This window comes from Nocardiopsis rhodophaea (assembly GCF_039530945.1).
Classification (GTDB): Bacteria; Actinomycetota; Actinomycetes; order Streptosporangiales; family Streptosporangiaceae; genus Nocardiopsis_C; species Nocardiopsis_C rhodophaea.
The window spans coordinates 1-14,593 of record NZ_BAAAPC010000002.1 but is presented as its reverse complement, the minus strand read 5'-3'; the positions used below and the strand labels follow the sequence as shown (position 1 = coordinate 14,593).

13 protein-coding genes are annotated in these 14,593 nt (G+C 69.2%); 5 read left to right on the top strand and 8 right to left on the bottom strand.

The genetic code is table 11. From position 1 onward, the window contains the following. The first annotated feature begins 461 nt into the window (after nt 1-461). Nucleotides 462-665, top strand: a complete 204-nt coding sequence (gene bldC, locus ABD259_RS01940) for a developmental transcriptional regulator BldC (RefSeq protein ID WP_017621302.1) — start codon at nt 462-464, stop codon at nt 663-665. Nucleotides 666-1,057: 392 nt separating this feature from the next. On the opposite strand, the gene ABD259_RS01935 is transcribed toward bldC, so the two are convergent. The 5 genes from ABD259_RS01935 to ABD259_RS01915 form a co-directional block, all read right to left on the bottom strand. After that, a complete protein-coding gene (locus ABD259_RS01935; protein WP_344099646.1) occupies nt 1,058-1,930 on the bottom strand; it encodes an ABC transporter ATP-binding protein in 873 nt (290 codons plus the stop codon). Further along, a complete protein-coding gene (locus ABD259_RS01930; protein ID WP_344159764.1) occupies nt 1,927-2,757 on the bottom strand; it encodes an ATP-binding cassette domain-containing protein in 831 nt (276 codons plus the stop codon). The genes ABD259_RS01935 and ABD259_RS01930 overlap by 4 nt, the downstream gene beginning before the upstream one ends. A gap of 53 nt (nt 2,758-2,810) precedes the next feature. Continuing rightward, nucleotides 2,811-3,581 carry an ABC transporter permease gene (locus tag ABD259_RS01925; protein ID WP_344099650.1) on the bottom strand — a complete coding sequence of 257 codons (771 nt, stop codon included), beginning with the start codon at nt 3,579-3,581 and terminating at the stop codon, nt 2,811-2,813. A gap of 769 nt (nt 3,582-4,350) precedes the next feature. Then, on the bottom strand, nt 4,351-6,033 hold the full coding sequence (locus ABD259_RS01920; RefSeq protein ID WP_344099652.1) for an ABC transporter ATP-binding protein: 1,683 nt from the start codon (nt 6,031-6,033) through the stop codon (nt 4,351-4,353). Nucleotides 6,034-6,272: 239 nt separating this feature from the next. Next, nucleotides 6,273-8,084, bottom strand: coding sequence for an ABC transporter ATP-binding protein (locus ABD259_RS01915; protein ID WP_344159762.1), 1,812 nt, complete (start codon nt 8,082-8,084; stop codon nt 6,273-6,275). A gap of 135 nt (nt 8,085-8,219) precedes the next feature. Between ABD259_RS01915 and ABD259_RS01910 the strand changes: the two genes are divergently transcribed. Together ABD259_RS01910 and ABD259_RS01905 are read left to right on the top strand one after the other, a co-directional pair. Further along, complete coding sequence (locus ABD259_RS01910) at nt 8,220-8,924, top strand: TetR family transcriptional regulator (RefSeq protein WP_344099656.1); 705 nt, start codon at nt 8,220-8,222, stop codon at nt 8,922-8,924. 275 nt (nt 8,925-9,199) lie between these two features. Continuing rightward, complete coding sequence (locus ABD259_RS01905; protein ID WP_344159759.1) at nt 9,200-9,331, top strand: hypothetical protein; 132 nt, start codon at nt 9,200-9,202, stop codon at nt 9,329-9,331. A 433-nt stretch (nt 9,332-9,764) separates the two neighbouring features. On the opposite strand, the gene ABD259_RS01900 is transcribed toward ABD259_RS01905, so the two are convergent. Further along, nucleotides 9,765-10,181 carry a MerR family transcriptional regulator gene (locus tag ABD259_RS01900; RefSeq protein ID WP_344159756.1) on the bottom strand — a complete coding sequence of 139 codons (417 nt, stop codon included), beginning with the start codon at nt 10,179-10,181 and terminating at the stop codon, nt 9,765-9,767. A 106-nt stretch (nt 10,182-10,287) separates the two neighbouring features. Between ABD259_RS01900 and ABD259_RS01895 the strand changes: the two genes are divergently transcribed. Together ABD259_RS01895 and ABD259_RS01890 are read left to right on the top strand one after the other, a co-directional pair. Next, the gene (locus tag ABD259_RS01895) at nt 10,288-11,172 is read left to right on the top strand and encodes a polysaccharide deacetylase family protein (protein WP_344159753.1); all 885 of its coding nucleotides are present in this window, start codon (nt 10,288-10,290) and stop codon (nt 11,170-11,172) included. A 126-nt stretch (nt 11,173-11,298) separates the two neighbouring features. Next, nucleotides 11,299-11,526, top strand: a complete 228-nt coding sequence (locus tag ABD259_RS01890; RefSeq protein WP_344159749.1) for a hypothetical protein — start codon at nt 11,299-11,301, stop codon at nt 11,524-11,526. 139 nt (nt 11,527-11,665) lie between these two features. On the opposite strand, the gene ABD259_RS01885 is transcribed toward ABD259_RS01890, so the two are convergent. Together ABD259_RS01885 and ABD259_RS01880 are read right to left on the bottom strand one after the other, a co-directional pair. After that, the gene (locus ABD259_RS01885) at nt 11,666-11,998 is read right to left on the bottom strand and encodes a putative quinol monooxygenase (protein WP_344099666.1); all 333 of its coding nucleotides are present in this window, start codon (nt 11,996-11,998) and stop codon (nt 11,666-11,668) included. 678 nt (nt 11,999-12,676) lie between these two features. Continuing rightward, nucleotides 12,677-14,095 carry an HNH endonuclease signature motif containing protein gene (locus tag ABD259_RS01880; protein ID WP_344159747.1) on the bottom strand — a complete coding sequence of 473 codons (1,419 nt, stop codon included), beginning with the start codon at nt 14,093-14,095 and terminating at the stop codon, nt 12,677-12,679. Between the last annotated feature and the right edge of the window lie 498 nt (nt 14,096-14,593).

Sequence of the window (14,593 nt, the reverse complement as noted above, 5' to 3'; positions counted from 1 at the left end):
CTACAGAGCGCACTCTGAGTAACCGGAACCCCGTGCCACGCCGAGGATGTGCGTGACACAGGAGAGCAGTCGATGAGAGAAGACATAGACACCGGTCGCACCGCACGCGCCCGCGAAAGTCCTCGTCAGAAACGCTGAGTCCGAGCTGCCCGTCGCGGCAAACCCCTTTTCAGACGGGCCGCCTCTAGCACTTTCGGCCCTCCGGATCGAGAAAAACGGGGCCGGAGAACGAAGTTTTGACCGAATAGGCCACATGCCACTAAACGTGGCGCTAGAATCACTCAGCGTGACGCACCGCATGACGACTTTGCGACTCCCATCCAACAAAGTCGCGTTAAGTGGTCGCACAATCACCTCGGGTGATGCCAATATGGCCCTTGAGGGAAATATTGGACATCCGGGCCAAGTGCCAGGATAAGGCTCAGGATCGGCACACAGATCCAGGAGGAGAGGCCGTACACATGTCAACTCGCACGCCCGAGGCGGAGCCCCTGTTGACCCCTGCTGAGGTTGCCACCATGTTCCGCGTGGACCCCAAGACCGTCACGCGCTGGGCGAAGGCGGGCAAGCTGACCTCGATTCGGACCCTGGGGGGGCACCGCCGCTACCGCGAGACCGAGGTTCGGGCTCTGCTGGCTGGCATCCCCAACCAGCGCTCGGAGTGATCTCCCCCGGCATGTGCCGAACCAAGGGGGGATCAATCGGGGGAGGACAAATTTTCCCCGGTCAGTGGGGGCGGAACGGCGAGCGTTCCGCCCTCGGGCCCTGTCCTACGGGGCAACGCCTGTCGGACCCCGCGGTGATGGTGAGCTGAGGCGCCGCAGCAGTCGGCGATTTCGGCCCGCCCGCTATCGATCACCGCGGGGTCCGGCGCTATAACCACTCGTCATTTTAGATTCCAGAACGCCACCCCAGCCGTCCCCCGCTGTTACCCCCACCCCTCCACCCACCCGCTACCCCCAGCCGTCGGCCCCATCCGTCGGCTCAACCCGTCAACTCCACCGTCCGGGCCACTCGCCCGCGCCACCCGTCTCCACCACGGACCGCCCCACCCGACTCAGGGTGCCGGTGAGGCCTCCACCAACTGCCGCAGCGCGGGGCCGCCGGTGTCGAGATCCGCGACGGAGACATCGGCCGCGACACGTCCCGCGTCCAACGCGATCACCCGATCCGCCATCCGGCGCGCGATCCGCAGATCGTGCGTGACCAGCACAAGGGCCCGGTCCCCGCAGTCCGCGCCCACACCGGCCCGCCGCTGGACGGCGATCACGTCCAACACCCGCTCCTGGGCCACCACATCCAGGCCGCTGGTGGGTTCGTCCGCGACGAGCACATCGGGATCCACCGCCAGCGCCCGCGCCACCGCGACCCTCTGGCGTTCGCCGCCCGACAACGTGGCCGGCCGCCGCGTCATCAGCTCCGGTGCGAGGCCGACCCGCTCGAACAGCGCAGCGACGGCCGACGCGGCGTCCAGGGCCGCCGCATCCGGCAGCGCCTCCGCGACCACGTCTCCGGCGGCATAACGCGGATCGAACGACGTCAGCGCGTCTTGCGGGATCCAGCCGAAACGCCGCCGCACTCTCCTGCGCTCGCGCTCCGGCACGCTCCACACATCGTCCACGTCGCCTACGCGCAGCGTGCCGCTCTGCGGCTGGTCGAGGCCGGTGAGCACGCCCGCGAGCGTCGACTTGCCCGACCCGCTACGCCCGACGACCGCGACGGTCTCCCCCGCCGCGATATCCAGGTCCACGCCGTACAGCGCCGCCACGCGCCGACGCCGACCGCCGATCGTGCGGGTCACGCCCCGGCACGAGATCAGCGGGGCACCCCCGCCGCGCACGCCGCTGCTCCGGTCGCCACTGCCGCCGACCGCGCCCCCGCCCGGCGCCTCGCCCGACCCCTCGTCCAGGTACCCAGGCGGCCGCATCATGCGCGCTCCCCGGCCACGCGCGCGGACACATGCGCGTCCGCACTGTCCGCACCCGAGGGCACGACCCCGCTGGCCCGCACCAGGTCCGCGGTGAACGGGTGGGCGGGTGCGCGCAGGACACGACACGACGGCCCGCTCTCCACGATCCGGCCCCCGTCAAGCACGGCAAGCCGGTCCGCCCAGCAACCCGCGACAGCGAGGTCATGGGTGATCAGCAGGACCGCGCGCTGCCCGACCCGCGCTCCGGCGCGCAGGATGTCCAACACCCCGGCCTGGGTCACCGGATCCAGCGCGGAGGTGACCTCGTCGGCGATGAGAACCGGGGGATCGAGCGCACTGGCCAGCGCCAGCGCGACGCGCTGCGCCTGCCCGCCCGACAGCTCGAAGGGGTAGGCCGACCAGAGCCGCTCGGGGGCGGGCAGCCCGGCCTGGCGCAACGCGGCCAGGCCCCTGGTCCTGCGGTGAGGGCGGGGAACGCCATGGGCCTTCAGGGTTTCCAGGAGATGACCGCCAACGGTGACCGTGGGGTTCAGCGCCGCCTGGGACTCCTGGAAGACATAGCCGATCGCCGAGCCCCGCAGCCGCCGCAGGCGGTGCGGGGACAGGCCAAGCAGATCCTCGGCCCGGCCGTCCCGGTTCAGCAGTACCCGGCCCGACACCGTCGCCCCGCCGGGCAGCAACCCCGCCACCGCCCGCGCCGTGAGGCTCTTACCGCTGCCGCTGCGTCCGGCCAGAGCGGTGATCTCCCCGGCCGCCAGGTCGAGGTCGACCCCGTCGACGACGCGCCGGCCCGCGACGTCGACCGCCAGACCGGAGATGGTCAGCACTGTGTTGGTCCTGCCTGTGCTGGTCCTGCCTGTGCTGCTCGACATCGCACCGCTCACCACGTCCTCCCCTCGACGGTGCCGCGCCGGTCCAAGCCGGTGGCGATGACGTTCACCGCGATGATCGTGGCGACGATGGCCACCGCGGGCAGGGCCACCGTGTACCACTGCCCGGTGAGCAGGTGGGAGCGCGCGTCGGTGAGCAGGTTGCCCCAGCTGGGGGTGTTCGGTGGGATACCGACGCCGAGGAAGCTCAAGGTGGACTCGGTGAGGATCGCGTGCCCCACCTCGAAAGCCGCGATCGACGCGATCGGCGGCACGGCGTTGGGGACCAGGTGGCGCAGGACAACACGGCTCCGCGAGAAGCCCAGCGAGTAGGCGGCCCGAATGAACGGCCGTTCGCGCAGCGCCGCCACCTCGGAGCGGGCGATGAGCGCCACAGGCATCCACCCGGTCATGGCGATGGCCGCCACCACCGTGGCCACGGATGCTCCAGCGACGGCGGCGAGGGCCAGCGCCACCAGCATCATCGGGAGTGCGAGCAGCGCGTCGGCGGACCTTGTGACGAGAATGTCGAGCCAGCGGGGACCGACGGCGGCGAGGGCGCCGAGCGCCGTTCCCGCGACGACGGTGGCGGCACCGGCGACCAAGCCGACCAGCAGCGACAGACGGGCGCCGTAGAGGAGGCGGGAGTACAGGTCGCGCCCGAGCATGTCCGTGCCGAGGGGGTGCTCGGGCGAGCCGGGCGGAAGGGCAACGGCGTCGGTGTTGGTGGCGACCGGATCGTGCCCGGCCAGCCAGGGGGCGAGAAGCGCGGCCAACGCCATGAGCAGGAGGGCCCCGAGAGCGACCCGCAGCGCGGTCCGTTCGCCGCGCCCGCCGAGCGGAACGCGGAGCGCGAAAATACCCCGCGGTGGTTCCGGCGCGGGCGTCGCGTCACCGGACCGGGATTCCCCACACGAAGGTGCCCTCCCTCGGGGGGACGCCGCTTGCGCGTGCCCTTCGTGCCCCCGCGTATCTGCCGTTGGCTCCGCGCTATCGGCCCCACGCGTCTCCTCGCCCGTCTCCACCTCGGCGGACGCCCCCTTAGCTCACACTTGGCTCTTGTTGCAAAGACTTCGCAACTAGCGGCATCCTACGCACCGCTCACCTGGGCCGCGGATATGGGACCACGAGCGGGCCCCGACCGTCCGCTCCCAACTCCCCGAAACCAAGCGCCGCGCCCCAGCCAGATCAGCAGCACCAACACTCCGACCAACCGGAGACGCGGGCGGGCGCGGCACGGAAGTACGCCGAGCAGCACCCGGAGAGGACCGAGATCACAGCGTGCCCGGAAAGCGGCACAACCCTCCGCGGCTCCGTCCAGTCCATCCGGCACACCACCCCGGCCGCCGTCTCGGTCCGCCTCTTCCGCCCGCCCCTTCCGCCCCGGTTTTCTGCCGACCGTGTTTTATGCCGACCGGTTCTGCCAACGGCTACTGCCGACAGCTTCTCCGCCACGCAGCATGTGCTGGGCAGCCAGGTAACCGACCTGGAGGGGGCTTGCGGGCCGGCCTCGTCCCCCGGCCCACCGCCCTCTCTTCAGCTTCCATCGGTTCACACCGGGCTCACCGCCTCCTCGAACTGGGCCGCGTACAGCCGGGCGTAGGCTCCCCCGGCAGCGATCAGCTCGTCGTGCGTGCCCTGCTCGACGATGGAACCACGCTCCATCACGAGGATCACGTCGGCGTCGCGGATGGTCGACAGCCGATGGGCGATGACGAAACTGGTGCGTCCCGCGCGAAGTGACCCCATGGCCTGCTGGATGAGCATCTCGGTGCGGGTGTCGACCGAGCTGGTGGCCTCGTCGAGCACCAGGATGGCCGGTTCTTTGAGAAAGGCGCGCGCGATGGTGATCAGCTGGCGCTCACCCGCGCTCAGGCTCGACCCGCTGTCGTCGAGCACGGTGTCATAACCGTCGGGAAGGGTGCGCACGAATCGGTCCACATACGTGGCGCGCGCCGCCGCGACGATCTGCTCCCGCGCGACATCGCCGGCCCCGTAGGCGATGTTCTCCGCGATCGTTCCGCCGAACAGCCAGGTGTCCTGCAGCACCATGCCGGTGTTGCCGCGCAGCTCCTCGCGCGCCATCTGTGCGATGTCCACCCCGTCAAGGGTGATGCGCCCACCGGTCACCTCGTAGAACCGCATCAACAGGTTGACCAGGGTGCTTTTACCCGCCCCGGTGGGGCCGACGATGGCGACCGTCCGCCCCGGCTCCACGGTCAGTGACAGGTGCTCGATGAGCGGCTCGTCGGGCTCGTACCGGAAGGACACGTCCTCGAAGACGACGCGACCCTCCACCCGGTCGGGGCGGGCCGGGACAAGCGCCTCGGGCTCCTGCTCGTCGGCGTCGAGGAGGGAGAAGACCCGCTCCGCCGAGGCCACCCCGGACTGCGTCAGGTTGGCCATCGAGGCCATCTGCGCGATGGGCTGACTGAACTGCATCGTGTACTGGATAAACGCCTGAACGTCGCCGATCGACATCGTGCCGGAGGCGACCCGTAGCGCGCCGAAGACGGCGACCAGCACGTAGCCCGCGTTGCCGACGAACCTGAGGGTGGGCTCGATAACACCGGAGACGAACTGCGCCTTGTGCGCGGCCTCGAACAGGGCATCGTTGTGCTCGGCGAAGACCTGCTCGGCCTCCTTCTGCCGCCCGAAGACCGCGATCTCGTTGTGGCCGGTGTACATCTCCTCGATGTGCCCGTTGAGCTTGCCCGTGGTGGCCCACTGCGCGACGAACCGGGGCTGTGCGCGCTTGCCGATGAACGCGGCGAGGCCGATCGAAACAGGCACGGCCAGCAGCGCCACGAGCGTCAGCAGAGGAGACAGCACCAGCATCATCGCGAGCACGCCCACGACCGTGAGCAGCGAGTGGATGATGCGGCCGAGGACGGTCTGCAGGACCGTACTGACATTGTCGACGTCGTTGGTGACCCGGGACAGCACCTCCCCGCGCGAGTGCCGGTCGAAGTAGGAGAGCGGCAGGCGCGACAGCTTGGCCACGGCCCGACCGCGCAGCCGGTGGGCCGTGCGCTGCGCGACGCGCACGGACAGCCGCCCGCGCACGTGCCCCACGATCCCCGCTATGGCGGCCACCGCGAGAGCGATGAGCAGGACCCGCCCGACAGCCGCGAAGTCGACGCCGCCCTCGGCGGCGCCCGCGACGACCAGGTCGGTGGCGTGACCGAGGAGCAGCGGCACGCTCACACTCAGCGCGACGGTCGCTGCGATCATGATGACCACGCCCGCGAGGACTAGGCCGTCCTCCCCCACGACGCGAAGCAGCCGCAGGCCCGATCCACGAAAATCGACCGACGTGCCCCTCCTTGCGTCCCGGGGCGTTTCCGCGTCTGTTTTCCTCCCGACGTCTTGCCTGCCGTCGACGTGCCTCCCGCCGTCTGTCCCGCCGTGGTCCGTCCTGCCGCCGCCTGTCCCGCCGTCATCTATCCTCTGGTCGTCTCTGTCCGTAGGGGTCACTGGGCCGCCTCCTCCTCGGTGAACTGGGAGAGCACGATCTCCCGGTAGATCCTGTTGCCACCTGTGCCGCCCGGACCGCCCATGAGCTCGTCGTGCGTCCCGGTGCCCGCCACCCGGCCCGCGTCGAGCACGACGATGCGGTCCGCGTGGCGAATGGTCGCGACCCGCTGGGCGACGATGATGACGGTCGCCCCGCCGGTTTCGCGCTCCAGCGCCGCGCGCAGGGCCGCGTCGGTCGCGTAGTCGAGCGCGGAGAAGGAGTCGTCAAAGAGGTAGACACGCGGCCGGGCGACCAGTGCCCGTGCGATGGCCAGGCGCTGCCGCTGCCCGCCGGAGACGTTGGTGCCACCCTGCCCGATGGGCGCGTTGAGCCGCTCGGGCATCCGTTCGACGAAATCGCGGGCCTGGGCGATCTCCAGCGCGTGCCACAGGTCGTCGTCGGACGCCTCGGGGTTACCGAAGCGCAGGTTGGAGGCGATCGTCCCGGTGAACAGGTACGGCTTCTGGGGCACCAGGCCGATAGCCGCGGAGAGGACCTCGGGGTCCAGCTCACGGACGTCCACACCGTCGACACGGACGGTGCCGGACGTGGCGTCGAGAAGCCGCGGCACGAGGTTGAGCAGCGTCGACTTCCCGCTGCCGGTGGAGCCGATGATGGCGGTAGTCTCGCCGGGTCGCGCGGTCAGCGAGACACCGTGCAGGACGGGTTCCTCGGCGCCGGGGTAGCCGAAGTCCACATCGCGGATCTCCACCTCCCCCGTACCGGGCAGCGACCGCACCGGGGCGGCGGGCGGCACGACGGTGGAGGAAGTGCCCAGCACGTCCCGGACGCGCTCGGCGCACACCCTGGCACGCGGGGCCATCAAGAACGCGGCCATGGCCATCATGCAGGCGCCGAGGATGTGCGTCAGGTACAGCAGGAACGCGATCAGCGAACCGACCTGCATCCCGCCGCTGTCGATGCGGTACGCGCCGAACCACACCACAGCGATGTTGGCGAACTCCGTGGTGATCAGGACGATGGGCATCATGAACGCTTGGAGGCGGCCCAAGCGCAGGCCCACGTTGAGCAGGTCACCATTGGCGGCGCCGAACCGCTCCTGCTCATGGGCGTCGCGGGTGAAGGCCCGGATGACGCGGATACCGGTGATCTGCTCGCGCACCACCCGGTTCACCCGGTCGATCCGCTCCTGCAAGGAGGCCGACAGCGGGCCCATCACACGGATGAGCAGCATCAGGGCCAGGATCAGTACCGGGAGAAACACCAGCAGCACCAGTGACAGCGCGGCGTCCTGGAAGAAGGCCATCAGGAGGCCACCGAAGCCGATAATGGGCGCGGACACCACCATCGTGAGCGTCAGCAGGGTCAGCATCTGCACCTGCTCGACATCGTTGGTCGTGCGCGTGATCAGCGACGGCGCGCCGAACCGTGCGACCTCGCGCGCGGAGAAGCTCTGGACGCGGTGGAAGACGGCGGCGCGCAGATCACGGCCGAGGCCCATGGCGACGTGGGCGCCGAGGTAGAGCACACCGACCGCGCACACCACCTCCAAGAGCGCCACCGCGAGCATGATGATGCCGGACTGCATGATGTAGCCGGTATCGGCCCGGGCCACGCCGTTGTCGATGATGTCGGCGTTGAGCGTCGGCAGGTAGAGCATGGCCGACGTCTGGATCAGCTGCAGCAGCATGACCAGGCCGATGCGCCCCGTGGAGGGGCGGAGATAGGTGCGCAGGAGACGGGTGAGCGCCCGTCTCTCCCGCGCTTCAGGGGGGCCGGCCGAACCGGCCGGGGTGGTCACGGTCATTGAGTTGAGAAGCCTTCTGGTGTGGGGGTCAGACAACGAGGAGACAATATGCCACTGAGTGGCATTAGCTATCAAGTTATTAAAACCACCGCGTTGCTTACGCCCCTCAGGGATAAATTGCTATGCTGACCAGCTATGAATCCGCATTCCCCCACGTCAGAGAGCAGGCCACGGGCCGCGCCGACGGGTGCGCCGTCGTCCGTGGACCGCGCGCTGCCGCTGCGCGAGCGCAAGAAGCTCCGCACCCGGCGGGCCCTGGCGGACGCGGCGCTGCGCCTGTTCAGCGAGAAGGGCTTCGACGCGGTCACCCTCGATGAGCTCGTCGACGCTGTCGAGGTCTCCAAACGCACCTTCTTCCGGAACTACGCCTCCAAGGAGCAGGTGGCACTGGCGGCGCAGGCGGACCTACTGGACGCCTTCGTGGCCGACGTCGCCCGGCGCAAGCTCCACGGCCCCCTCTTGCCGGCACTACGCGACTCGATGACCGCGGCGACCCGGCGCATGGACGACGACTGGGTGGAGAGGTTCCTCCGCACGCGGCAACTGGTCGTCACCACGCCCGCCCTGATCGACTACTCGATCGTGGAGTCCATGCACGTCCAGCGGCGGCTGGTGCGCGAGCTGGAACCCAAACTGGGGATCGACCGCCACGAGGACGTCCGGCTACGCCTCGTCGGAGAGTTCGCCATCAGCGCCTGGCGTTGCGGGGCCAAGAACTGGCTCGCCGACCAGCGCGAGGGCGAGCGGCGCGGCGGCGGACGGGCCGCGCTCATCGCTTCCGTCGAGGAGGCCTTCGACGCGATTCCCGAAGCCCTGGCCATGTCCGCGTCGGCGCCGTAACGCTCCACGACCACTCGACACGGCCCGCAGCGATCGGTCGCGACCGCGGACCCGACATCATCGCCACGGCCGGCGCCCTCGGCGTCCTCGCCTCCGTTGACAGCGCTGGCGTCCGCGGCGGTGGCACCGTTGATGCGGCCGCCCCGCCATGCACACCTCGGCTTCACGCGCGACGCGGCACCGTCACCGACCGGCCGATGCGATCAGCCGCTGGCCGTCCACCCACCTTCCACCCGGCTGGGTGCCAATGCGACGGGGCCCTCATTCGGCCGGACGTGAATACCAAACCCACCGGTTTCCAGGCGGTACGAGAAACCAACCTGGGCGTCCTGCTGCACGCTGTCCGCTCCCTCGCTCCCGGCTCGCGCACCGCCATCGCCATCGCCACGGCCTCGGAGCTCAACTAGACCAGCGTCTCCAACTTGGTCGCCGACCCGACCTCCCGCGGGCTGGTGCGCGAGATCGGCGAGTCCACCGAGAGGAGCGTGGATCGCCCGGGTGCTGCTCGCGCTCGACGACAGCACGATCCCAGCCATCGGGCCGGAGGTGCATGTCGACTACCTGTCGGTCGCCGCTGTCGACCGCCCGGAGCAGGAACTACTCACCCGCCACATCTCATTCGACGCCCCGAGCGGCTGCCCCGGAGGCGCGCGCCCACCGGATCGCCCGGACCCTGGCGGAGGCGGTGGCGGACACCGCGCTGGCGGGACACCGCGTCATCGGAATCGCCCACCTGGTCGACGACACGATCGACCGCGCCGGTGCGGGCGGCGCCACAGCGCTCGACACCCTGCACACAGCGGGCACTCCGCAGCACCCAGGGGCGTCCTCCGCAGCAGGTCATGACGGTGACGGGTCCGCGGTATCCCCGTGGGTGTCGACGTTGGTGTCGCGGCGGCTGTCATCGAGTACCGCCGCAAGATACGCGCTGATGGCGTCCCGATTCCGCGTCAGGCACCGGATGCGGTCAGTCATTCGGTCGCGTTCGTGTTCCAGGGTCGCGATCATCTCCGGTGTCGCGTCAGGGAAGTAGATGGTGCGGGGCTTGTCCAGGCAAGGCAGGATCTGCTTGATGATCCGTGTCGGCAGTCCGGCGTCGAGCAGGCCTCTGATCTGCATGACGCGATCCACGCAGTGCTCGTCGTACTCGCGGTAGCCGTTCGGGGAGCGCCCGGCGACGATCAGTCCCTGCTCTTCGTAGTAGCGCAGCAGCCGGCGGGGCGTGCCGGTGCGTTCCGATAACTCCCCGATGCGCATGTGACCGCCTTCACGTGCCGCCGTCTTGAGCCTCTCACCAATGTGAAGGTTCGACGATACCCATCAAGCGAAACCGCGGCACTTAGCAGACACGAGGTGAGCTTCGTTGGACCACCAGCTCTTCGACTACAGCCCGATCGTCGAGCGCGATCCGATCCACTGGCCGGGCGGCGCCCGCATCGCCCTCTACGTCGGCCTGAACGTCGAGCACTACCAGGTCGACCGCCCGTCGACGAGCATCTTCCCGGGGACGGTCGGGCTGACGCCGGACCCGCTGAACTACGGCTGGCGCGACTACGGTCCCCGGGTCGGCATCTGGCGGCTGATCGAAAGCCTGGACCGGCACCAGGTGCGGGCGAGCGTGATGCTCAACTCCGACGTCGCCAAACGCTATCCGCAGATCATCCGAGCTGGCCGGGAGCGGGACTGGGTGTGGACCGCGCACGGCAAGAACAACTCGATCCTCCAGGCCGACATGACACTTGAGGAGGAACGCGCGTACCTGACGGACGTGATCGGCACCATCGAGGAGTCGACCGGACGCCGACCGCGCGGCTGGCTCGGCCCCGCACTGACCGAGACCTTCCGGACTCCCGAGCTTCTGGCGGAACTGGGCTTGGAGTACGTGCTGGACTGGGCCAACGACGACCAGCCGTACCGGTTGAACGTGCCCGGGATGCTGAGCGTGCCGTACTCCATCGAGATCAACGACATCAGCATGTTCGTGGGCAAGAGCCTGAGCGGGCCTGACTTCGTCCAGATCGTCAAGGACCAGCTGGACCAGCTCTACGAGGACGCGGCCGACAGCGGCCGAGTGATGTCGCTGGTCCTGCACCCCTTCGTCATCAACCAGCCGTTCCGGCACAAGTACCTCGACCAGGCGCTGGAGTACGTCGTGAACCACCCTGGGGTGTGGCTGACGACCAGCGACGAGATCGCGGAGCACTACGCGGCGATCACGTCCGGAGAGGACCGCCCGCCGGGGAATTGACGCACTCATGCGGGCGCACATCGAGCGCGCGCCACACATCCTCCAATCAGGAGGCAAAGGCGCCGCGCAGCCGCCGCAGAACGTCGCGCTCGGCCGGGTTCTGGGCGCGGTCGATCGTGGCCTCGTATGATCCCCGGGCTATTCACCCGACTTGCCGCGCTGCCGCTGCGCACCATCGAGGGTGGGGCACTGCTCTTCACCAAGCTCCCCGTCCTGATGGACGAGGTTTTCTGGAGGGCCGCGCATGAGGCACGCACCGATTCGCTCCTGCTGTTCAGCCTGGTGTCACTGCTCCTCGTAGGCGCGGGACGCTGGTCGCTGGACCGCGGGTGCTTCCCGTGCCGCGACTCCTAGCCCCGCGGCGCTCACGTTGTCTCGGAACCGGACCTCAGCGCTGAGCTTCGTCTAGGGCCAGCCATGAGCTTCTGAGTCCCGCTACGGCCAGCGGAACCCAGAAGCTCAGCGACACGGGACCGAGGACGGGCAGCGGCCCTCAGTCGCGCGGCGGCACAGCCATCTCGCCGAGCAGGGACCAGTCGTCCTGCGGAATCGTGGTGTTGACGATCCGCGGCGTCTCGGCGAGGTGCGGCGGCAGCGTCTTCTGCGCCGTTTTGAAGTGCTCCGACTGCACGTGGGCAGCACCGGCCTCGTCATCGCGGAACGCCTCGACCAGCACATACTCGTTCGGGTCTTCGACACTGCGCGACCACTCGTACCAAAGGCACCCCGGCTCACTGCGGGTCGCCTCGGTGAACTCTCGGGCGATTTCCGGCCAGCTATCCGCGTACTCGGGCAGAACGCGGAACTTGGCGGTAATGAAAATCATGGGACTCCTCATCAACACGGCCCTATGTGGAACCACCTTCGATGCTAGAAGGGCGCGCCGCGCAGGCAGGTCATTTAAGAGCGCGAGACGCGTCACCTGTCCGGCCCACGTCCTGGTGTGGAGACAGACACCGTTCTGAGAGGGGCCCGCCTAGAGCAGACCGCACGCGTATCGGCGAAGGACGACGCCCCCGGCATACCGCGGCTGGATCGTCACACCAGCTCTTCCGCAACCCTCTTCCCCCACCACGTCATGGCTGATAGCACTGAGTATCCCGATCAGGGCGGTGACATCGGGGCTGACCGACCTGGTGTTTCCATGGCCTCTTTGTGGCGAATTCGACTTTGCAATTCTTTGACGCTTTCGAGGGGCAATGATGTCGTCGAACGTGCTGAATTCGTCTTCGCCAGTCTGTCCCTGCTTCCGGCTCGCCTCCCAGCCCGGTGACACTTAATCAACCGACATCGCAGAGGTCGGGCAGCACGCCCAGCGAGGCGCACGGTCAAGACCGGAGCCGACAAGACACCCGGCATTCACCGGCCGCCCAACCAGACACGGCCCAAAGACCCGGTGAATCAAGGCGTGCCTCGACACCCCAGCCGATCACAGGCACACCGATAGCCCCGCCGGGCACCTCGCCCGGCGGGTCATCCATTCAGCTTCGCGCGCACCGATCGATCAACACCAATCCGGATCGCCGGACCCATCACCCGATCCGCCCTCCGCGTCCGGAGGGCGCGCGCCCCGGCCCGGCCGCTTGCGCTGCTCGGACGTGGGCTCTCCCGGCGCCCGCCCCGGCGGTGGGGGCGGTGCTGGTGGTGGGGGTGGGGGCGTGGGCTTCCCGCCAGGCCGGGGCCCCCAGCCCCGCTCCCGCGCCCGACGATGCTCTTTCTCCAAATTATGGAACCGACACAACGGCTGAGCATTATCCAAATCCGAGCGGCCCCCGTCCCACCACGCCACCTTGTGATCCACCTGGCACCACGCAATCGGCCGATCACACCCGCCCTCCCACGCACACCCCTGGCGCCGCGCCATCAACGCCGCCCGCACCGCCGGACCGAACAACCGCCGCGAGCGCCCCACATCCACCACCCGCCCATCGACCGGGTCAACCACCACCCGCCGCAACGCGCAATCACCCGCCTGCGCCCGCACCGCCGAAGCCGGCCACAAGGTGCCATACTCACTGACCCCCGGAGCGGCCCCCCTCTGGCCCTGAAGCAGGTCCAGCCCCACCACCACAGCAACCGGGGCGGCCCCCGCCCGGCGGCGCGGGGCCTGGTCGGCCGGCAGCTCTACCACCGTCTGGCACATCTCCACCAGCGCGTCATGCGTGCGCTGATAGGAGGTGCGCTCCTCACCGTGCTTTGACGGCGGGGCCAGGAACGCATCCAGCGCGTTGCGCAGCACATCCCCGCTGGCCTCATCCCCCCAGGCCTCCAGATGGAACGAGTCATCCATCCCCCGGGTCAACCGGGCCCCCCGCCCCGCATAACGGTCCTGGTACTCCTTCTCCTGGCGGGCCGGATCCAGCGTGTAGCGCAACCGCCGCCCCGCCTGATCCAGCCCCCGCACCGTCACCGCGGGCTGCACCGCCATCCCCAGCAGCGGCCCCTCGGCCGCATGCACAAACCCCGCCGCCTCCGGCCACCGCTGCAGGCAACGACACGCCAGACCCTCGCTCACCCAGTGGCTGATACGCTCCAGCTTCGCCAGGGAGATCTCACCGTCGGCATAGGCCTGCTCAGACTCCTCCAGGTCCGCCGAGCGGTGGGCCAGATTCGCCATCTGGCGCGCCTCGCCCGGAGACCGGTGCGCGACATGCTGCAACCAGTGCGCCAGCCGGAACTGGCCCGACCCGGCCAGCCCACCCCGCGCCTCGAACACCCCCGCCGCATCCGCACACGCCAGCTTCACCCCATCCAACGCCGCCAGCACATCGGTCAAGGCCTCGCCCAGGGTGTGCTCAGCCCCGGTAGGGACATCGGCCTGGGCAAGCCCGCGCACCACCTCAGCGGCCGTACGCAAACAGGCCACAGCCCGCTCAGCGCCACCCGGCCCCGGGGAAGTAGAAGAAAATGCGTTCTCGCCCATACCCCCAACGCTAAACAGCAGGGATAGCCGGTTCCAGGAAAGATTTCCCGGCTGTGGACAACCCTGACCGCGACCCCTTGCCCACCACGAGCACCGCGCCCGACCGGACCACCGGACCCACCCGCAGACGTCCCCCACACCCGACCGCACCGCCACCACACACCCGGGGCCGTTCCGGAAGCCGACCAGCACCCCCACCCGGGGGCACCGGAACGCCCCCCCGGGGGCGGGATTACCGGTGCCGACAGGGACCGGCCGACCACCGCACCCCCCACACCCCCGCAGCAGGCACCCCCGGAACCCGCAGCAGGCACCCCCGGAACCCGCAGCAGGCACCCCCACACCCCCGCACCCCCGGAAGTTTCACACAATCACAAACCCAGGCAACAAAAAAGTGGGGACCGCCCCACAGGACGATCCCCACCAAAGAAACGCGCGGCAGCGACCTACTCTCCCACCCCCACCATGAAGGCAGTACCATCGGCGCAGGGAGACTTA